The organism is Pseudomonas sp. 05T35, from assembly GCF_056396605.1.
Genome location: NZ_JBFTLU010000044.1, coordinates 1 through 20646 on the forward strand (window position 1 = coordinate 1; position 20646 = coordinate 20646).

Annotated in this window: 18 protein-coding genes; 8 read left to right on the plus strand and 10 right to left on the minus strand. The window is 59.7% G+C overall.

The annotated features are described in order from the left end of the window. From AC1DH9_RS05400 to ilvD, 5 genes are all read left to right on the plus strand, one after another. Window positions 1-558: class I SAM-dependent rRNA methyltransferase (locus AC1DH9_RS05400; RefSeq protein WP_477807894.1), on the plus strand; the 558-nt coding region annotated here is incomplete at its 5' end. A gap of 450 nt (window positions 559-1008) precedes the next feature. Continuing rightward, entirely contained in the window at window positions 1009-2103 is a 1095-nt protein-coding gene (locus AC1DH9_RS05405; protein WP_427546238.1) for a SagB family peptide dehydrogenase, read from the plus strand. Next, on the plus strand, window positions 2084-3061 hold the full coding sequence (locus AC1DH9_RS05410) for a diiron oxygenase (RefSeq protein WP_427531869.1): 978 nt from the start codon (window positions 2084-2086) through the stop codon (window positions 3059-3061). The genes AC1DH9_RS05405 and AC1DH9_RS05410 overlap by 20 nt, the downstream gene beginning before the upstream one ends. Then, a complete protein-coding gene (locus AC1DH9_RS05415) occupies window positions 3054-4262 on the plus strand; it encodes an MFS transporter (protein ID WP_427546237.1) in 1209 nt (402 codons plus the stop codon). The genes AC1DH9_RS05410 and AC1DH9_RS05415 overlap by 8 nt, the downstream gene beginning before the upstream one ends. Before the next feature lie 259 nt (window positions 4263-4521). Then, window positions 4522-6222, plus strand: coding sequence for a dihydroxy-acid dehydratase (gene ilvD / locus AC1DH9_RS05420; protein WP_477807895.1), 1701 nt, complete (start codon window positions 4522-4524; stop codon window positions 6220-6222). Between the two features lie 216 nt (window positions 6223-6438). Here the strand turns inward: ilvD and AC1DH9_RS05425 are convergent, their stop codons facing one another. Beyond that, window positions 6439-7494, minus strand: coding sequence for an HAD family hydrolase (locus tag AC1DH9_RS05425; protein WP_477807896.1), 1056 nt, complete (start codon window positions 7492-7494; stop codon window positions 6439-6441). Window positions 7495-7734: 240 nt separating this feature from the next. On the opposite strand from AC1DH9_RS05425, the gene AC1DH9_RS05430 reads away from it, so the two are divergent. After that, the gene (locus AC1DH9_RS05430; RefSeq protein ID WP_427546231.1) at window positions 7735-9126 is read left to right on the plus strand and encodes an L-cystine transporter; all 1392 of its coding nucleotides are present in this window, start codon (window positions 7735-7737) and stop codon (window positions 9124-9126) included. A gap of 115 nt (window positions 9127-9241) precedes the next feature. Here the strand turns inward: AC1DH9_RS05430 and AC1DH9_RS05435 are convergent, their stop codons facing one another. Then, the gene (locus tag AC1DH9_RS05435; protein ID WP_427546229.1) at window positions 9242-9754 is read right to left on the minus strand and encodes a dihydrofolate reductase; all 513 of its coding nucleotides are present in this window, start codon (window positions 9752-9754) and stop codon (window positions 9242-9244) included. A 96-nt stretch (window positions 9755-9850) separates the two neighbouring features. Between AC1DH9_RS05435 and AC1DH9_RS05440 the strand changes: the two genes are divergently transcribed. Both AC1DH9_RS05440 and AC1DH9_RS05445 read left to right on the plus strand, forming a co-directional pair. Then, entirely contained in the window at window positions 9851-11230 is a 1380-nt protein-coding gene (locus tag AC1DH9_RS05440; RefSeq protein WP_427546227.1) for a DUF2868 domain-containing protein, read from the plus strand. Further along, window positions 11223-12599 carry a GTPase/DUF3482 domain-containing protein gene (locus AC1DH9_RS05445; protein WP_477807897.1) on the plus strand — a complete coding sequence of 459 codons (1377 nt, stop codon included), beginning with the start codon at window positions 11223-11225 and terminating at the stop codon, window positions 12597-12599. Before AC1DH9_RS05440 ends, AC1DH9_RS05445 begins: the two co-directional genes overlap by 8 nt. Window positions 12600-12625: 26 nt before the next feature. Here the strand turns inward: AC1DH9_RS05445 and AC1DH9_RS05450 are convergent, their stop codons facing one another. The 8 genes from AC1DH9_RS05450 to AC1DH9_RS05485 all read right to left on the minus strand — a co-directional run. Further along, window positions 12626-13081: a hypothetical protein gene (locus tag AC1DH9_RS05450; RefSeq protein WP_477807898.1), complete on the minus strand. Its 456-nt coding sequence runs from the start codon at window positions 13079-13081 to the stop codon at window positions 12626-12628. 214 nt (window positions 13082-13295) lie between these two features. After that, window positions 13296-13826, minus strand: a complete 531-nt coding sequence (locus AC1DH9_RS05455) for a hypothetical protein (protein WP_427533937.1) — start codon at window positions 13824-13826, stop codon at window positions 13296-13298. Between the two features lie 140 nt (window positions 13827-13966). Continuing rightward, window positions 13967-14524, minus strand: a complete 558-nt coding sequence (locus AC1DH9_RS05460) for a phosphonate degradation HD-domain oxygenase (protein ID WP_427546221.1) — start codon at window positions 14522-14524, stop codon at window positions 13967-13969. Further along, entirely contained in the window at window positions 14524-15657 is a 1134-nt protein-coding gene (locus tag AC1DH9_RS05465; RefSeq protein WP_427546219.1) for a TIGR03364 family FAD-dependent oxidoreductase, read from the minus strand. The genes AC1DH9_RS05460 and AC1DH9_RS05465 overlap by 1 nt, the downstream gene beginning before the upstream one ends. A 117-nt stretch (window positions 15658-15774) precedes the next feature. Further along, window positions 15775-16800, minus strand: coding sequence for a putative 2-aminoethylphosphonate ABC transporter substrate-binding protein (locus AC1DH9_RS05470; protein ID WP_427546217.1), 1026 nt, complete (start codon window positions 16798-16800; stop codon window positions 15775-15777). Window positions 16801-16853: 53 nt separating this feature from the next. After that, on the minus strand, window positions 16854-18578 hold the full coding sequence (locus AC1DH9_RS05475) for a putative 2-aminoethylphosphonate ABC transporter permease subunit (RefSeq protein ID WP_477807899.1): 1725 nt from the start codon (window positions 18576-18578) through the stop codon (window positions 16854-16856). Beyond that, window positions 18578-19654, minus strand: coding sequence for a putative 2-aminoethylphosphonate ABC transporter ATP-binding protein (locus AC1DH9_RS05480; protein ID WP_442114408.1), 1077 nt, complete (start codon window positions 19652-19654; stop codon window positions 18578-18580). The genes AC1DH9_RS05475 and AC1DH9_RS05480 overlap by 1 nt, the downstream gene beginning before the upstream one ends. Before the next feature lie 222 nt (window positions 19655-19876). Continuing rightward, window positions 19877-20646 (minus strand): LysR substrate-binding domain-containing protein (locus AC1DH9_RS05485; protein ID WP_477807900.1); only part of this gene is annotated, 770 nt, incomplete at its 5' end.

The following is a 20646-nucleotide window of genomic DNA, read 5'->3' on the forward strand; positions in this document are numbered from 1 at the left end:
CGCCTGGCACCCTATGCCAAAGGTAAACGTGTGCTGGACCTGTACAGCTACATCGGCGGCTGGGGCGTGCAAGCTGCCGCTTTCGGTGCCAGTGAAGTGTTCTGCGTCGACGCGTCGACCTTTGCCCTCGATGGTGTCGAGCGTAACGCCGCACTGAACGGTTTCGCCGACAAAATGACCTGCATTGAAGGCGACGTGTTCGAAGCCCTGAAAGAGCTGAAAGCCAACGAAGAACGATTCGACGTCATCGTGGCCGACCCGCCAGCCTTCATCAAACGCAAGAAAGACATGAAGAATGGCGAAGGCGCCTACCGTCGCCTGAACGAGCAAGCCATGCGTCTGCTCAACAAGGACGGCATCCTGGTCAGCGCTTCGTGCTCGATGCACCTGCCGGAAGACGATCTGCAGAACATCCTGCTGACCAGCGCCCGTCACCTGGACCGCAACATCCAGCTGCTGGAACGTGGCGGTCAGGGGCCGGATCACCCGGTGCACCCGGCCATCGCTGAAACCCGCTACATCAAGAGCATCACCTGCCGCCTGCTGCCTAACAGCTGAGTTCGCTGGCTTGGCGGGGAGCCCACCGGCTCCCCGTCATGGCTCCCCCCTGACGAACTTTCACCCTATTCAAAACATAACTTTCTTACTCTTATCGCCCTATCAATTTGCAGGACGTTTCCGCGCACCTGCCAACCCAGTGAATAGAACTTACAATCAGCTCTAACCTGTGGGATCACTCCCACAAAATTACTGGAACACTCCTACCAAATTCTCCCTTGCTGAAAGTTCAATACAACCTATTCTCTAAATGTCACCAAGCAGGTGGCACCCATTACGAGCTGCATAACTACAGGGAGTTACAAAAATGAAAGCTATTAATATGGAAGCTGCAAAAATCGCTAACCTGGCTTTTCTGGTTGCCCCAAAAGCCCGTTAAGTGATTGAGACGCTGGGGAGTGCCGGCACCCCAGCGCCCTCTCTGACCACCTTCAGAGTATTCCAGCCACCATGCATATAAACCCATATTTATTCATGCTCGCACGCCCTCCCCATTTAATAATCTGGAATTACAAGAACCACACTCAATTCGAGTTAAACCTGGAATATTCGACTCGCCTCATACAACTTATTGAAGACCCCGGGCAATTCTGCAGCAACAACTTAATCGATAGCGATCTTCTTAATACCCACCTACTGACAACTGCAAAAGTGGACACCATGAAATGGGGATGGGATGAACTTTCAAAAATCTTCCACACCGGAACAAAAAACATTCCCTGTGAACAGACGCCCTACGACATTCATGAATGGTCAAAACAGTATCTGGACCATTGCAACGAAGTACTGGCCACGCCATCGCCAACGGAGATGCGCGCGCAATACCCGACAGACGACCTGATTGTCCTGCCGCCCCCTTCCAGCTCACCGGCCAGCTCTCTGGTCAAGTCATTGTTCAGCAGGAAAACCTGTCGCGCCTTCAATGAAGATGCTGTCTCGCTGAGCGACGTCAGCACGCTGCTGTACCTGTCCCTCGGTTATCTGAAAGAACGTGAAAACGATAGCGACGACGCCATTCCTGAAGGCCTCGGAGCCAGACGCAGCAGCCCTTCCGGTGGAGGGCTGAATGCCTGTGAAGGGTTCGTCTATGTCCGTAATGTCAGTCAGTTGAAGCCTGGACTCTACTGCTACCACAGCGATCGGCATGCACTGAGCCTGGTGAAGCCCTTGCCTGAAGAGCCGCTCGGTCAACTGCTGTGCGGCCAGCACTTCATCAACAACTTGCCATTTGGATTGTTCATCACGTCGCGCTTCGACGCGCTGTGGTGGAAATATGAACACTCGCGAGCCTACCGAATGGCCTATGTCGAAGCCGGCCACATCTCGCAAACCTTTCAGTTGATCGCCACCTCCCTGGGGCTGAACACCTGGTTGACCGGGGCCCTCACAGACGATCGGGTCGAAGCACTGCTGGGGCTGCAAGACAGCGCCGAACAACCTTTGTTTTTTGTCGGCTGCGGACACGGCGACGGACAAGCGCTGTGCGTGGAACTGAAAGCCCTGATCAACTGCCAGGAAACCGATGATGCCCATTGCGATCAATGAACCAGACTCCCTGCCAGTCTCGCCGATCCGCAGGTTTACCCTGGGTGACTGGAACAACAACGCATCGGTGCGCAGCAGCCAGAACGCTTACCTGCTGCCTCCTGAACTTGAGCGCGAACTGGAAACCAGAGACTGGTTCCCCCCGGCCTTCCTGCCTTATCTGAAACACCCGTTGCTTGAGGAAGCCGGACAAGCAATCCGCCATCGGCTGGCCGCGAACCATCTGGTGTACTTCCTCGACTACACCACCGCGCTCGAACATCGGGTCGTCAATCGTGCGGTCGAGACCATCGTGCATGGCGAACTCAACGCCGTAATCCCCGTGCGGATGAAAACCGCAGCCCTTCAGCTCTATACCGACGAGGGTTATCACGCGTTGTTTTCCAACCTGGTGGCCGAGCAGGTCGCAGACCTCTACAGGATCAAAAATCGCCGCACGATGCCGCGACGAATACACCGTTTAAAAGCCTTGGTCGACAAAGCCCGCAATAAATACAAGACCCTTGCATGGTTCCTGATCGGGTTTGTCTCGGAAACGATCATCGCCAAAGAGTTGCTCGACATTACCCGCGACAGCCTGGTTTCCACTGTCCACGAAATGCTCACTGACCACTTGGTAGACGAGGCCCGGCACAGCCGATATTTCTGCGAAGTATTCAACTACCTGTGGCTGACGATGGACAGCGGCCAACAAACGTTTGCAGGGAAATTTCTACTGGAGGTCATCGGGGCTTTTTTTGAGGTCGATGAACAATGGCTGAGTGAAGGCCTACGCAGCGTCGGTCTGCCCACGGCGTCCATAGTCGACATTCTCAGCGATGTTTCTGGTGAACAAGCGGGTATTCAGCGCGCCCGCTCTGGAGCATCAGTCACGCTACGGGCGATGAAAAAATCCGGTTTCTTTGCTCTGCCCTATAACCAGCAACTCTTCATCAGGGCGGGGCTGATCGATGCCTGAAGTGACGGCGGCAATGGGGGAAAAAAAACGCAGAGGGGCCATCGGCCTGTTGATGGCGATGACCCTGCTCGGAGTATTTCCGATCGACGTTCTATTGCCATCGTTTCCTGCGCTATCGGAACATTTTCGGACAGTGCCAGCAGACATCGCGCTGTCCATCAGCCTGTTCGCCATCGGCATTGCTTTCTCCCAACTGCTGATCGGGCCACTTTCGGACATCATTGGCCGCAAGGGTCTGCTGCTGTCAGGCATGGCTGTTTCAATGCTCGGTGCCGTCGGCTGTGTGCTGTCCACCGAGTACGTCTACTTTCTGTTGTTCCGCGTCGTCCAGGCTCTGGGTTGTGGCTGTTTCGTGCTGTCCCAGGCGCTGGTGCAAGACCTGTTCGAAGGCCAGGAACGTGACCGCTTGCGGATACTGATGGTCACCGCTACCGGCATTTTCATTTCCGTCTCGCCGCTGGCCGGAACCTTTCTGCAAGAGCTGATGGATTGGCCAGGCAGTTTTCTGGTGTTTACCGCCTTGGCCGCAGCCGTATTCTTGAAGGCATGCTTCTTTCTGGAAAGCTTGCCCAGCAAGAGCCTGGGGCCACAAGCGAATATCTTCCAGGCCTACCGCCGGGTCTGTAGTAACTTCGACTTTATCGCCTGGTGGCTCATTTCAGCCTTTGCATTCGCCTGTCACTTTTCCTTTATCGTCATCTCGCCACTGATCTTCATGGAGCAGTTGCAAATGTCAGCCTACGAGTTCGCGCTGACCTTGCTGGCTTATGGTGCGGCATACGTTATCGGCGGCATTCTTGCGGCACTGGCAGGCAGACGAATCAATCCCAACATCCAGATCATCACCGGGCTTTGTCTGATCCTGTTGTCAGGTCTGGTGATGCTCTATTTGTCGAATCAATGGGGTCTGTCGACCTTGGCTGTACTGGTCCCGATGATCATCTGCACCGCCGGGACCACCATCGCCCGCCCCGCTGCCACGTCCAGAGCCATGAACATTTTTACCGACAACGCCGGTACTTCGGCGTCGGCCGGAAGCATGCTGATCTTCATTGTCGGTGGCTTGATCAGCGTGGTGATCAACCTGACCACCAGCAACCTGCAAACGTCCTTGTCGCTGTGTTTCATAGTGTTGAGTATTGCCGGACTGACCTTGAACGCCCTGACCGAAAGACGCCAGCCCGGGCTAATTCCCGACTGACAGCCCGCCAGTCGTCACTCATCACGCTTCACAAGCCCTGCTTCAACGTTTCCCGCCATTCCTTCCTGACGCCAGCGGTGTAGAATCGAACGATTCATCGCCAGTCATCCCCCGGCGGGTTTATGAGCTCAGGCTGAGGCGCGCGGCGATCCCGCAAAGTCATCGGCAACTTTCGGACACACGGCCATTTCTGAGTGTTCCCGAGGTCAATAGAAGCTCACTCCCCTTTTGATACCTGCTTAGCCGCCCGGAGTGCTCCATGCCTGATTACCGTTCGAAAACATCCACCCATGGCCGCAACATGGCCGGCGCCCGCGCACTGTGGCGCGCCACGGGGATGAAAGATGACGACTTCAAAAAGCCGATCATCGCCATTGCCAACTCGTTCACCCAATTCGTACCGGGCCACGTCCACCTCAAGGACCTCGGCCAACTGGTCGCCCGCGAGATCGAACGTGCTGGCGGCGTCGCCAAGGAATTCAACACCATCGCGGTCGATGACGGCATCGCCATGGGCCATGACGGCATGCTGTATTCGCTGCCGAGCCGCGAGATCATCGCCGACTCCGTCGAGTACATGGTCAACGCCCACTGCGCCGACGCTATTGTGTGCATCTCCAACTGCGACAAGATCACCCCTGGCAACGAGAAAGTCGCCGAGTACGAGCGCAGCGCCTGCCCGACCTGCGGTTCGTGCTCCGGCATGTTCACCGCCAACTCGATGAACTGCCTGACCGAAGCCCTCGGTCTGGCATTGCCGGGCAACGGTTCGACACTGGCCACCCACAGCGACCGTGAACAGCTGTTCCTGCAAGCCGGCCGTACCATCGTCGAACTGTGCAAACGCTACTACGGCGAGAACGACGAGTCGGTGTTGCCGCGCAACATCGCCAACTTCAAGGCGTTCGAAAACGCCATGACGCTGGACATCGCCATGGGCGGCTCGACCAACACCATCCTGCACTTGCTGGCCGCTGCCCAGGAAGCCGAGATCGATTTCGACTTGCGCGACATCGACCGTCTTTCGCGCCACGTTCCGCAACTGTGCAAAGTCGCGCCGAACATCCAGAAGTACCACATGGAAGACGTGCACCGCGCCGGCGGGATCTTCAGCATCCTCGGCTCCCTGGCCCGTGGCGGCTTGCTGCACACCGACCTGCCGACCGTGCACAGCAAGACCATGGCGGAAGGTATCGCCAAGTGGGACATCACCCAGACCAATGACGAAGCGGTGCACCACTTCTTCAAGGCCGGTCCGGCAGGCATCCCGACCCAAACCGCGTTCAGCCAGTCGACCCGTTGGGAAACCCTCGACGACGACCGTGAAAACGGCTGCATCCGCAGTGTCGAGCACGCCTACTCAAAAGAAGGCGGCCTGGCCGTGCTGTACGGCAACATCGCCCTCGACGGCTGCGTGGTGAAAACCGCTGGCGTCGATGAGTCGATCCACGTCTTCGAAGGTAACGCGAAGATCTTCGAAAGCCAGGACAGCGCCGTGCGCGGCATCCTTGCCGATGAAGTGAAAGAAGGCGATATCGTCATCATTCGCTACGAAGGTCCGAAAGGCGGCCCGGGCATGCAGGAAATGCTCTACCCGACGTCCTACCTGAAATCCAAGGGCCTGGGCAAAGCCTGCGCCTTGCTCACCGACGGCCGCTTCTCCGGCGGCACCTCGGGCCTGTCCATCGGCCACGCTTCGCCAGAAGCCGCTGCCGGCGGTGCAATCGGTCTGGTACGGGACGGCGACAAGGTGCTGATCGACATTCCGAACCGCTCGATCAACCTGTTGGTCAGCGACGAAGAGTTGGCTGCGCGCCGCGTCGAGCAAGACAAGAAAGGCTGGAAACCGGTTGAAGTGCGCCCACGTAAAGTGACCACCGCACTGAAAGCCTATGCCTTGCTGGCCACCAGTGCCGACAAGGGCGCTGTGCGTAACAAAGCGATGCTCGACGGGCTGTAATGCTTAACCGTTGAACACAAAAATGCCCCGCCAAGTGCGGGGCATTTTTATGTGATCAACTCGGTCAACTGTGGGAGCGGGCTTGCTCGCGAAGAGGCCGTCACATTCACTAATGATGTTGAATGACAGACCGCTTTCGCGAGCAAGCGAACGTCGCCCGGCCCTTCTCACATTGGATCTATGGCGCTTGTGAGTGTGTGTTTAGCCACGCCCCGGTTACTGAATATCTTCCGGCTTGACGATCACCCAGTTCTTGTCCGCTGTCACGGCCAGACCTTCTTTGGCCTGGGCGGCAGCGTGTTTGGCCATCATGCCGTTGAGTTGGGTCATGTATTTGTCCTTGCGATTGACCCACAAGTGCACGCCGCCCTTGGCCACGTCGACGCTGTGGAACAGCATGTAGCCGTCACTGGACGGGGTGTCGCCGCCCACCAGCACCGGTTTTTTCCACTCGTCGATGWAGGTCAGGATCGCCGCTTGCTTGCCGGCCATCCACGTCGCTGGCGTCCACAAATACGGAGTCAACTCCAGGCCCAGGTTGGCCTTCTCGTCATACTTGCCGGCGCTGATCTGCTTGCGTGCGGTGGTCAGCTCGCCGGTCTTGCGGTCCTTGAGCAGCGTACTCACGCCGATCACGTTTTGCGGTTTGACGTTGTAACCGTACTTCGGATCAGCCGCGACCATGCGCACCAGCTCTTCGGAAGCTGCGGTCATCACGTAGACCTCAATGCCGTTCTCCATCAGCTTGTTGTACAGCTCGGCCTGGCCGGTGTAGACCTTCGGCGGCTGGACGTCGATGTTCTTCACCACATCGCCGTCGTAATAGGTGCTCGGCACCGGTTTACCGGAGGCCATCATCTCATCGACGTAGCCTTTGAGTTCCTTGAGGGTGAACCCCGAGAACACCTGAGCGACCCATGGGTAGCAGACCATGTCGTCGACTTCACAGAGGCGATAGTAGTAACTGAACAGGCTTTCCTTGTGGTCGGCGGTGTCCTTGAACGGCATCAGCTTCAGGGAAGGATCAAGGGTCTCGCGGGTGATCAGGCCCTTGTTCTCCATGAACGGCAACAACGACTCTTCAAGGTCGTAGCGGTAACTGGTGTTGTCCATGTCGAACACCGCAAAGTTACCCTTGTTGGCGTTGGCCGCGATCATCGCGTCCAGCTGCTTGGCCTGGGCCTCGGGCCAGTGCTTGAGTTCGGTGGCAAACGCCTGACCGGCAAGACCCAGGCACAGTGCGACGGCTAACAGTTTCGGTACGAACTTCATGTGCATCTCTCCCTGAATGAAAGCCATCGACGCTAACAAATCAGTGTGACAGTCCTCGTCTGCGCACGACCGTTTGCGTTCAGAACCCGTCACTGGCATTCGCGACAGCGTCACGGCCTTATTCCAAAAACGACGGTCGCCATGCGTTTTTGATATTAATTCTTTAGATATCAAGCTGTTAGGCTTGCCGGTTCGCAATCGCCCTGGAACGCGATTGGCACAAGTCTTTTTGGAGTCTCAATGAATCTGCCGCTGATCCTCAATCTGCTGGTGTTCCTCGCCTTGCTGTTTGGCCTGGCACAAACCCGTCACACCACCTGGAGCCTGGCGAAAAAAGTCCTGGTCGCTCTGGTGTTGGGCGTGGTGTTCGGTGTTGCGCTGCACACTGTTTACGGCGCCGGTAGCCCGGTGCTGAAGGCCTCGATCGGCTGGTTCGATCTGGTCGGCAACGGTTATGTGCAGTTGCTGCAAATGATCGTGATCCCGCTGGTATTCGCCTCGATCCTCAGCGCCGTCGCCCGTCTGCACAATGCCTCTTCGCTGGGCAAGATCAGCTTCCTGACCATCGGCACCCTGCTGTTCACCACCGCCATTGCGGCGCTGATCGGCATTGGCCTGACCAACCTGTTCGGCCTGACGGCTGAAGGCCTGGTCGCCGGCACCCAGGAAATGGCTCGCCTGCAAACCATCCAGACCGACTACGCGGGTAAGGTTGCCGACCTGAATGTCCCGCAGTTGCTGTTGTCGTTCATCCCGCAGAACCCGTTTGCCGATCTGGCCCGAGCCAAGCCGACCTCGATCATCAGCGTGGTGATCTTCGCTGCATTCCTTGGGGTCGCGGCGCTGCAACTGCTCAAGGATGACGTCGAAAAAGGTCAGAAAGTGCTCAACGCCATCGACACCCTGCAAGCCTGGGTAATGCGTCTGGTGCGTCTGGTGATGAAACTGACCCCGTACGGCGTATTGGCGCTGATGACCAAAGTGGTCGCCGGTTCCAACCTGCAAGACATCATCAAGCTCGGCAGTTTCGTGGTGGTGTCGTACATCGGCCTGGGCCTGATGTTCGTGGTTCACGGCCTGCTGGTGTCGCTGGCCGGGATCAACCCGCTGCGCTTCTTCCGCAAGGTCTGGCCGGTGCTGACCTTCGCCTTCACCAGCCGCTCCAGCGCCGCGAGCATTCCGCTGAGTATCGAAGCGCAAACCCGCCGCCTGGGCATTCCACAATCGATCGCCAGCTTCGCCGCCTCGTTCGGCGCGACCATCGGCCAGAACGGCTGTGCCGGTCTTTACCCTGCGATGTTGGCGGTCATGGTGGCGCCGACCGTGGGCATCAACCCGCTGGACCCGCTGTGGATCGCGACCTTGGTAGCGATTGTGACCTTGAGTTCGGCAGGGGTTGCCGGTGTCGGTGGCGGCGCAACCTTCGCTGCGCTGATCGTACTGCCGGCCATGGGCTTGCCGGTGTCACTGGTGGCGCTGCTGATCTCGGTTGAACCGCTGATCGACATGGGCCGCACGGCATTGAACGTCAGTGGTTCGATGACTGCCGGTGCGATTACCAGCCAGATCATGCAGCAGACTGACAAAGCGCTGCTGGATGCGGATGAGCATGAGGAGTTGGCGCAGGCTTAAGCTGCGTCTGACAGACCGCTATCGCGAGCAGGCTCGCTCCCACAGTGGGCAAGGTGAAACACATAGTGTGTGAACACCAACAACCCTTGTGGGAGCGAGCCTGCTCGCGATGCTTTTAAGCTTTTTCCCAAACCTCGAAGCTGTACGCCGGCTTATCGCCCTCCGCCGGATTCGGAACATTCGACACCAGTTTCCACTGGTTCGAATCAAACTCCGGAAACCACGCATCGCCCTCGGGGCTCAGCGCCACGCGGGTCAGGTACAGCCGATCGGCCTGTGCCAGGCCTTGCGCATACAGCTGCGCGCCGCCAATCAGCATCAGCTCATCGACGCCCTGCGCCAGCGCCCATTCCTGCGCCCGAATCACTGCGGCTTCCAGCGACGGATAGACTTCCGCGCCTTCAAGTTGCAGGTCGGTCTGACGGCTGACCACGATGTTCAGCCGGCCGGGCAGCGGGCGACCGAGCGAATCCCAGGTCTTGCGACCCATGATGATCGGCTTGCCCAGTGTGGTGGCCTTGAAGTATTTGAAATCCCCCGGCAAGTGCCAGGGCATGCTGTTGTCGACGCCAATCACGCGATTTTCACCGAGGGCAGCGATCAAACTGAGAGGAAGTGTTTTTTTCATGCGGGCGAGGATACCAGAGGCTCACTATCTCGCAACGTACCCCGACCAGCGYAACAGCGGTTATGCTCAGCGTTCATTTGAGCGACGGGATGCCGCGTGACTGAACTGACCACACTGCAAACACTTTGGCTGACCGAAACCGTCCGCCTGCGCGAGGAACACGCAGGCCCGCTGGAAGATCAGGAAGCCAACCGTCTGGCCCGCAGCGCGGGCGGCGACCTGCCGACCCGCATCGAGGCCCGCGCCCTGTGGCTGGCCGAACGCGATGGCTTGACCGGCGCGCTGCGCCATTGGCTGCAAGGGGCACGATTGGCGCTGATCATTCTGGCCGTATTGGCGATCGTCAGCGGTGCCGGGCTGGCATTTGCCGCATTGAACGACGGCCAGACACCAGTCAACGTGTTCTGGGCCCTCGGCAGTCTGCTGGGGTTGAACCTGATTCTGCTGCTGAGCTGGGCATCGGGCCTGATTTTCGCTGGCGATTACAGCGCCACCCTCGGGCGCTTGTGGTTGTGGCTCAGCGAAAAACTCGCCCGCGACGCCAAAGCCGCGCAACTGGCGCCGGCCCTGCTGCTGTTGCTGCAGCGGCAGAAACTCAATCGCTGGGCGCTCGGCATGCTGGTCAACGGCTTGTGGCTGCTGGCAATGCTCAGCGCCCTGGCGATTCTGCTGACGCTGATGGCCACCCGGCGCTACGGTTTCGTCTGGGAAACCACGATTCTCAGCGGCGACACGTTCGTGGTCATGACCCAGGCCCTTGGTGCGCTACCGGCACTGCTCGGCTTCAGCGTGCCGACCGTGGAAATGATCCGCGCCAGCGGCGACACCGCGTTGAACATCGAAAGCGCCCGGCAAGCCTGGGCCGCATGGCTGGTGGGCGTGTTGCTGGTGTACGGCGTATTTCCACGCCTGCTGCTCGCGCTATTCTGCCTGTGGCGCTGGACTACCGGCCGTGCGGCGTTGCATCTGGACCTGAACCTGCCCGGCTACGCGCCGTTGCGCGAACAACTGATGCCGAGCAGCGAACGCCTCGGCGTCAACGATCTCGCGCCCGAGCGCCTGCATCAGGTCGAAGGCGGTACCAATGCGCTGGACAGCGACGGCGCGTTGCTGGTGGCCATCGAACTCGACGACCAGCGCCCATGGCCGCCGCAACTGCCGAAGAACGTCAAAAACGCAGGCATCCTCGACAGCCGCGAATCCCGACAAAAGTTGCTGGAACAGCTGACCCGTTTCCCGCCGGAACGCTTGGCCATTGCCTGCGACCCTCGGCGCTCACCGGATCGCGGCAGCCTGGCGCTGATCGCCGAACTCGCTCGCAGCGCCAGCGCGACCCGGATCTGGCTGCTGCAAGCGCCGCCTGGTCAGGCACTCGACGCCGAACGCCTCGGCGACTGGCACACCGCGCTGCAACAGTTGGCGTTGCCGTTCGCTGACTGTGCTCCGATGAACTGGCTGGAGTCGGGTCATGACTGATTCTGCAAAGAAGCCGCTGAAGCTCGCTGTGGTCGGCCACACCAACGTCGGCAAAACCTCGTTGCTGCGCACCCTGACCCGCGACGTCGGTTTCGGCGAAGTCTCCCATCGCCCGAGCACCACCCGGCATGTCGAGGGCGCCCGGCTGTCGGTGGACGGCGAGGCCTTGCTCGAGCTCTATGACACGCCGGGGCTGGAAGACGCTATCGCCCTGCTTGATTACCTGGAACGGTTGGAACGTCCCGGCGAACGCCTCGACGGCCCGGCGCGGCTGGCGCGTTTCCTCGACGGCAGCGAGGCGCGTCAACGTTTCGARCAGGAAGCCAAGGTGTTGCGRCAAYTGCTSGCSTCCGACGCCGGCCTCTATGTGATCGACGCYCGSGARCCRGTGYTGGCCAAGTACCGCGAYGAACTSSAAGTGCTGGCCAGTTGCGGCAAACCGCTACTGCCGGTGCTGAATTTCGTCAGCAGCGCCAACCACCGCGAGCCGGATTGGCGCGACGCCCTGGCCCGTTTGGGGCTGCATGCGCTGGTGCGTTTCGACAGCGTGGCGCCGCCCGAAGATGGCGAGCGCCGGCTTTATGAAAGCCTCGCGCTGTTGATGGAAAGCGCACGCGGTCAGCTTGAGCGATTGATCGTCGACCAACAGGTCCAACGCGCGGCGCGCCAGCAAAGTGCGGCACGCTTGATTGCCGAATTGCTGATCGATTGCGCCGCTTGTCGGCGCAGCGTGGTCAGCGATGCCGCACAGGAACAGCAGGCCATCGGCGAACTGCGCAAAGCCGTTCGTCAACGTGAACAACGCTGCGTCGAAGCGCTGCTCAAGTTGTACGCCTTCCGCCCACAGGACGCTGCCACCAGCGACTTGCCGCTGCTGGATGGCCGCTGGGGCGATGACTTGTTCAACCCCGAAACCCTCAAGCAACTGGGCGTACGCGTCGGCAGCGGGATCGCCGCAGGCGCGGCGGCCGGTGCCGGCGTGGATCTGCTGGTAGGCGGCCTGACCCTCGGTGCCGCAGCGCTGGCCGGGGCGATTGCCGGTGGCGCCCTGCAAACGGCGCGCGGCTATGGCAGCCGCTTGCTGGGTAAAATCAAAGGCCAGCGTGAGCTGACCGTTGACGACAGCGTGCTGCGTTTGCTGGCATTGCGTCAGCGGCAACTGGTGCAGGCCATGAACCTGCGCGGACACGCGGCGATGGACAGCATCCAGGTCGCCACACCGCAGGACAAGAGCTGGCGCGAAGGCAAACTGCCGGAGGCACTGACCAAGGCGCGCGCCCATCCGCAATGGTCCGCTCTCAATCCTCATGCAAGGTTGAGCCAGGCGGAACGGCAGGAGCAGGTAGAGGTGTTGGCTCAGCAACTGTAGCAACTGATCATTGCCCCGCAGTGCCGTCAGCCTGCGTTGATTTTCAGAAACTCAATGGCCAGCGCCTTCACTCGACGTCGGTCGTTCCGGTCAGCACGACCGTCATTGTCCACATCCGAGCTCAGGATCAATTCGAAACTCCCGTCATTATCCTGGTCAAGCGCTGATGCCTTGTACGCAATCRTGCTCCCGGTCGAGCGCAGCRTTCCGTCATGAAAATGCAGCCGCACAGTTTCCGGTGTTCCATTGCCGACGAGGTTTTGCGCAAATATCTGCAAGTACCGCTCCGAACCATCCCCGGCATTGAACCACCCAAGCTTCAAATAGGTCCTGGCAAATTTCGCCAGCGGGTGACGCCCAGAGTCCGTAGCAGTAACAATCGCCTCCCTTATCAGGCGTTCATCTTCATAGAACCGGAAATGAACAGTATCTGCCTCGCCCTTCCTGCCACGGTCCTGGGCGGTTGCTTTTAAATAGAACACGAGCATTCCTTGCACAGTAAAGAGCCTGGAACACTAACCAGCCGAGCAGACCGTCTCTACGGCATCAGGCCGTTGCGGTCCGTAAGGATTTTCCTCAGTTGACGTCTGTTTGCGGGAAAACATCGATGGGGTATAAAAAATGCGGCTTCGGACAAAGCCGGAGCCGCATCAATGATGCTTCAAGGCGACGTTGAAAACGCTGCCAGTCGACCGATCATTTCCATTTGAACTTCAAATACTCGTTACTCAGCAACGTGACCTGTTTCTGATCCACCGCATCGATATCGCCATCATTGTCGACATCAAAATGCACGAGCCAATCCAGCTTCCCGTCATTGTTGGTGTCATAAGCCGACGCGGTATAGACGATGGAGTTATCTGTCGGCTCGCCCTCACCCTCATGAAAGTGCAAACGGACCGTATCGGGGGAGCCGTCCTGAGCAAAGTCCTCGACAAAAATCTTCAGGTAGCGCGTTGAGGTTTCGCCTGGATTGAACCAGTTCAGTTGCAAAAAGGCATCTGCGAACTTCTTGAGCAACCGTTCATCCTTGGTGTTCTCTTTACCGTCGTTATTGACGTCGCCAACCTGAAAATCAACCTTGCCATCTGCAGTGATATCCAGTGCGTACGCCTTGTGAATCAGTTTGTCTTCGCCATTTTTCACTGCTTCAAAAAAATGCAGGAGGACCGTGTCTGCACGATGATTGCCGCTGCGATCCTGAGCGGTAATTTTTAAGTAACGCATGGTTGTTCCTCTGACGCGAAAGGGTCAGCAAAGCTAGACAGCCCCTGGCGAAGCGACTAGCCAGCCTCGTCCTGATATCTCGTAGGAAACGTCTCGATTTGCTGACTTCCACCATTCCCTCCGCAAAATCCAAACAAGGGTCAGAACGCCAACACTCTCAAAGCCTTTGCCTTCAATACCTCCAGATCAATCACCGGCACCCGCATCTCTTTCGCCTGCTCGTCCCACCGGCGCATCCGCAGGCTGATCGCACACAACGGATCGCGCTCAAACGCCTGCACCTCTTCAGCCGTCATTACCCCGCCCTGATATGCCAGCGTGCGCCGACTGGCCTCGCTCAAGCGTTCGTAGTACCCCGGTTCTTTGAACGTCAGATAACGCTTGGCCTGAACGTGGTACTCCACCAGCCGTGCCAGACGCTCGCCAAAACCCAACCGGCGCAAGTAATCGGCGCCGAGGCATTCATGGCTGACCACACCAAAGCCGCCCATGTTTTCGGCGTTCTCGGCGCACAGATGTCCGATGTCATGAAAGAACGCGGCCAGCACCACTTCATCGTCGAAGCTTTCGGCCATGGCCAGYTCAGCGGCCTGGGACATGTGCTCGATCTGCGACACTGGCTCACCGATGTAGTCGCTATCACCGAAGCGCTCGTACCAGCCGAATACTTCAGCAATCACTTGTTCATTGCGGCCCATCAATGTTCTCCCAGCAAGGTCCTGATGTTGCGCTCAGCCATCGCCGGCCCGACGCTCATGCCGACGCCCGTGTGCATCAACGCGGCATGCACGCCCGGTGCGGCCTGCAGGAACGAAAACGGCTGTGCTCCGCGAGCGCCATAGACGCCCTGCCACCGCTCGACCACCTGCACCTTGCAGCCCAGGGTTTGTTCGGCCAGTTCGATCAGCCAGTTATCGACCTGTTCAGCATTGAACGGTGAAGGGTCGCTGCCGTAATGGTGAGAATCACCGATGATCAGTTCGCCGTGCGGCGTCGGGCTGATCAACAGGTGAATACCGTGTTCGTGCAAGTGCGGCGCCTCACGCAGAATCTGCGCCTGCACTGGCGCAGCTTCCGGCAAATCGGCGAAGGCGCCGTAATGCACGCAACTCAATCCGGTGAGCAGCGCATGTTGCAAATTGAGGTTGATTTGCGGCCGCGCGCGGAGCATTTGCAGACGGCAGATCTGCGGCTTGAGCGCAGCGATAGGCTCGGCCAGCAGGGTCTGATAATCGTGGCCGGAGCAGACGATGATCTGCTCCCCCGTAAAGCTGCCGGCGGTGCTGTGCACACGACCGGGTTCAATGTCGCGCACCAGGGTGGAAAAGTGAAACTCCACGCCGAGGTCGCGACGCAGGTAGTCGATCAACACTGGAATCGCTTCGCGCGAATACAGTTGCTGGTCATCCAGACCATGCAATGCCGCGCGGTGATGACGGAACTGGCCGCCGTACACATCGCCCAATGCGGCGCCGCGCAACAGCTCGACGCGATAACCGTGTTCGATCGCGCGGCCGGCGCAGAAGGCTTCCAGCAGTTGCTCTTCAGCTTCGGTGCGAGCAAACAGATACGAACCGTTGCGCTTGAGCTGCAAGCCCGCGAACTGCGCCCATTGGCCCCAGATTTCGCGGCTGGCCCTGGCCAGTTCGAGCATCTGCCCCGGCGGCTGGCCGGTGACCAGCGCCTGGCCAAAGTTGCGTACCGAGGCGCCCAAAGGCGTGGCGCTGCGCTCGAAGACCTTGACCTTGAGCCCGCGCCTGGCCGCCGCATAGGCGTGGGACAGGCCGAGGATGCCGGCGCCGACGATCAATATGTCGCTGTGGTGAGTCATGGAGATATGTCCTGGGTTCGAGACCGCTATCGCGAGCAGGCTCGCTCCCACAGTTGACCGCGTTCCCCTGTGGGAGCGAGCCTGCTCGCGATGAGGCCCTATCAGCCGATGAAGATCTTACTTGGCGACCACCTTCTCGGATTTGCCGTCATAGCGCTTGCGCCACTCGCTGAGGATTTCGTCGCGGTTTTTCGAGGCCCAGGCGAAGTCGTTCTTGATCAGRCGTTGCTCGTAGTCGGCCGGCAGTTCGGTCTGCGGCTTGGCGATGCCAGGCTGGGCGAGGACTGCGAAGTTTTCTTTGTACAGTTCCATCGCCGCGGGGCTTGCGGAGAAGTCCGCAAGTTTCTTCGCCGCGTCTTCATGTGGCGTGCCTTTGATTACGGCGGTGGCTTCGATTTCCCAGCCCAGGCCTTCCTTCGGCAGGACGATGTCCAGCGGCGCGCCCTGGCGCTTCAACTGCACGGCCGGGTATTCAAACGAGATACCAATCGGGAATTCGCCGGCAGCCGCGAGCTTGCACGGCTTGGAGCCGGAGTGAACGTACTGGCCGATGTTCTGGTGCAGTGCGTCCATGTACTGCCAACCCTGCTTCTCGCCGAAGGTTTGCAGCCAGGCGCTGACGTCGAGGAAACCGGTGCCGGACGACGCCGGGTTCGGCATGACGATCTTGCCCTTGTATTCAGGCTTGGTCAGGTCCTGCCAGCTCACCGGCTTGCTCAGGCCCTGTTTCTCGGCTTCGACGGTGTTGAAGCAAATGGTTGCAGCCCACACGTCCATGCCGACCCAGGCTGGCGGGTTGGCAGCGTCGCGGTAGTTGCTGCCGATCTTGCCGAGGTCCTTCGGCGCGTAGCTTTGCAGCATGCCTTGCTGATCGAGAATCGCCAGGCTGGACGCTGCCAGACCCCAGACCGCGTCAGCCTGCGGTCGGGCTTTTTCGGCCAGCAGTTTGGCGGTGATGATCCCGGTGGAATCGCGCACCCACTTGATCTCGACGTCCGGGTTGGCCTTTTCAAATGCTTCTTTGTAGGTCTTCAGTTGTTCGGCTTCGAGGGCGGTGTAGACCGTCAACTCGGTTTTCGCCGCGAAGGCGTTCAGGCTGAAAGCGGTGAGGACAGCAGCGGCCAGGGCCATAGGCTTGAACATGTCTTTTTCCTTTTGTTTACCGGCAGTTGAGTTCAGGTTTGCGGGATTGGAAATCAGCAACCGGGCGCGCTTTGCCGCCAGGCCTGGGAGCGGCGCAGCAAGCCGCGCGAGGCCCAGGCCAGGAGCAGGGAAACGCCCGCCGAGGTGAACAGAATCAGGGTCGACATGGCCGCTGCGCCGCCGACGTTGCCGGCGTCGTCCATGTTCAACACCGCCACCGCTGCGAGGATGGTGTCGGGGCTGTAGAGGAAAATCGCTGCCGACACCGTGGTCATCGCCGAGACGAACAGGTAGCGCACGATGTCCAGCAGCGCCGGCAGGCAGATCGGCACGGTGACGCGCAGGTAGTGGCGGTACAGCGGCGCCTTGAGCGACAGCGCGGCGGCTTCGAACTCGGCGTCGAGCTGGCGCAATGCGGTGGTGGCGGTCATTTGCGCGGTGGTCAGATAGTGCGCAATGGTGCAGACCACCAGCAGGGTCATGGTCCCGTAGAACACGTGCAGCGGGTTGCCGGTGAGGTTGAAGAAGAACACGTAGCCCAGGCCCAGCACCAAACCCGGCACCGCCATCGGCACGAAACTGAGCATGCGCAGCATAAGGTTCAGGCCGCGCTGGCCACGGGTTTTCTCCATCAGATAGGCACCGGTAAAAATCAACCCGCTGCCGATCAACGCCGTGCACAAGGCCATTTTCACGCTGTTGCCGTAAGCCAGCCAGCCGCCACCGGCAGTGTCGCCGAACTGATAGTGATTGAGCGACAGCGACAGGTTGTACGGCCAGAACTTCACCAGCGACGAGTACACCGCCATGCCGAACACCAGCACCAGCGCGGCGCAGATCAGCAACACGATGGTCAGGTAGCAACCGTCCCGCAGCCGCGACGGCGCCGGTTGAARGACTTGCGCCCGCCCGCTCATGGAGTCGCCATGCCGACGACGCAACCACGCGTCGACGCCGAAGCTGAACAGCGCTGGCAGCAGCAACACCATGCCGATCAACGCACCGCGACCGAATTGCTGCTGGCCAACCACGGCTTTGTAGGCCTCCAGCGCCAGCACTTGATAATCGCCACCGACCACCACCGGCACACCAAAATCGGTGATGGTCAGGGTGAACACCAGGCAGAACGCGGCGAACACCGCTTGCCGGGTCGCCGGYCAGGTAATGCTGCGAAACGCCTTGGCGGGGCTGGCGCCCATGCTCGACGCGGCGTCGAACAAGCGCGCATCGGCTAGTGACAATGCCGAGAGCAGAATCATCAGGGCGTGGGGAAAGGTGTAAATCACTTCGCCGAGGACAATGCCCCAGAAGCCGTAGATGTTGTCCGACAGCAGCCCGCGCAACAGGCCCTGATTGCCGAACAGGTACACGAGCGCAATACCGGGCAGCATCGACGGTGCCATCAATGGCAACAACGATATGCCGCGCCAGATCGCCTTGCCGGGAATCAGTGTGCGTTGCAGCGCGTAGGCAAACAGGTAGGCCAGCGGTACGACAATGGCCGCCACGCTGAGGGAAACCTTCAGGCTGTTGCCCAGCAACCAGTGGAAGTTGTCGCTGGTCAGCAGTTCGCCGGCAGCAACCAGACCACCGCCCTGCCCGGCGTCGTTGCTGAAGCCGCGCCAGAAGATCGCCAGCAACGGCATCAACACCGCGACGCTGAGCAGGCACAGCAGCAAGACTTTGCCACCCACCACGAACACCCAGTCACCGATTTCGGCACGGGAACTCTGTCGAACCTGCTTGTGCGGTATCGGCAGGGCGATCGGCGTGCTCATCAGGCAAACACCTGCAAACTGCGCGGCGGCAAGGCGACCATGATGTCCTGCGCGCCGAGGCGTGGCATGGCTTCAGGCGCCAGTTCGGCGAGCAGCGCATGGCCCGGCAGTTGGTTCAACTCGAAGCTCATCCGGCAGCGATTGCCGAGAAAGGTGATCTCGCGGACCTTGGCCGGGAACAGGTTTTCCTCGTGCACCGGCGGGTTGATGCTGATCGCTTCCGGGCGACAGAACAGTCGGCCCGATGCGGCTTTGCCGGAGTTGTCGGCCAGGCGCACATTCATCCCGCCGACCTGCGCGTGACTGTCGCTGCTGCGCTGGAACGGCAGCCAGTTGCCCTGCCCGACGAACTCGGCAACAAATGGCGTGGCCGGACGATTGTAGATTTCCTGCGGCGTGGCGTACTGCTCGACCTTGCCGTTGTTCATCACGGCGATGCGGTCGGCCATCAACATGGCCTCGTCCTGGTTGTGGGTGACCATCAAGGTGGTAATACCGAGGCTGCGCTGCAATTGGCGCAACTCGGTGCACAGGTGCTCGCGGACCCGGGCATCGAGGGCCGACATCGGTTCGTCCAGCAACAACAGCGACGGTGCCGGCGCCAGGGCTCGGGCCAGTGCCACGCGTTGTTGCTGACCGCCGGACAATTGGCCGGGGTACTTCTTTTCACTGCCGATCAGGCCCACCAGTTCGAGCATTTGCACGACGCGCTTGCGCACTTCCTCGCGGCCGCTGCCGGCCAGGCCGTAGGCAATGTTGGCTTCGACGGTGAGGTTGGGGAACAGCGCGTAGGACTGGAACAGAATGCCGTAGTCCCGAGCCTGTGGTGCCAGCAGGGAAACGTTCCGATCACCGAGGTACAACTCGCCACGATCCTGGCGTTCAAGGCCGGCGATGCAGCGTAGCAACGTGGTTTTGCCGCAGCCGGAGGGCCCGAGCAGGCACACCAGTTCACCCGCGGCGACATCCAGCGAAACGTTATCCAGCGCAGTGAACGCGCCGAAGCGTTTCTCGATACCACGTACCTTCATCGGCGCACCGGGGAAGACCTGGGCAGTTGCGTTCGGGTGGTTCATGGACGGACCTCATCAAGCAGATGAAGGCCATCCTAGGTGGGTAATGCGTCCGTCCTGTGGCAGCGAGGCAAAATCGGCCGATAGTGGTATTCGGGGATTTGGGTTCAAGTCATGTGTTGCATGGACTGACCCCATCGCGAGCAGGCTCGCTCCCACATKGGAAYGCGATCACCTGTGGGAGCGAGCCTGCTCGCGATGAGGCCCGTACATTCGACGCATGTCTTAAGCCGGCGCCATTTCCTGCGCGAGTCCAAGAAACGCCGCCGGCAGGCGTGCGCCTTTGCGCTCTTTGAGGCAGTACAGATATTCAGGGATCTGCGGCGCATTTTCGATCGTCAGCACCCGCAATTGCGGGTCATGGGGCACTTCCTGACGGGCGATGATGCTGATGCCGATGTTGCGCAGCACCGCTTCACGAATCGACTCCCGGCTGCCGATCTCCAGCAACGGGCCGAAACTCACCCCAGCGGTTGCCAGCAACGCTTCAGTCAGACGCCGGGTGGTCGAGCCGCTTTCACGCATCAACAGGGTGTGTCCGACCAAGGCACTCAGCGGCACATGATCATGCACCGCCAGCGGATGGTTACGGTGCACCGCCAACACCAGTGGATCGCTGCCCAGCACGCGGCGGATCAATCGCGAGTCTTCGAGCAATTGCGATGATGCGGCGATGTCGACCCGGTATTCCTCAAGGGACTCGAGCACCTGTTGGGAGTTGCCGATTTCCACCGAGACTTCCACTTGCGGCAGGCGCTCGCGGAAGGTCTTCACCAGATCGAGAATGTAATACGGCGCAGTGGCGGCGATGCGCAGCACGCCTTGAACCTGGCCACTGTTGCGCAGGAAAAACTCGATATCGGCTTCCTGCTGCAACAGCGTTTTGACCATCGGTAGCAACCGTGCGCCATCCTCGCTGACCGTCAGCCGACGACCACCGCGATAGAACAATTCAACCGAGTACTGGCTTTCCAGATGACGAATCTGAGTGGTCA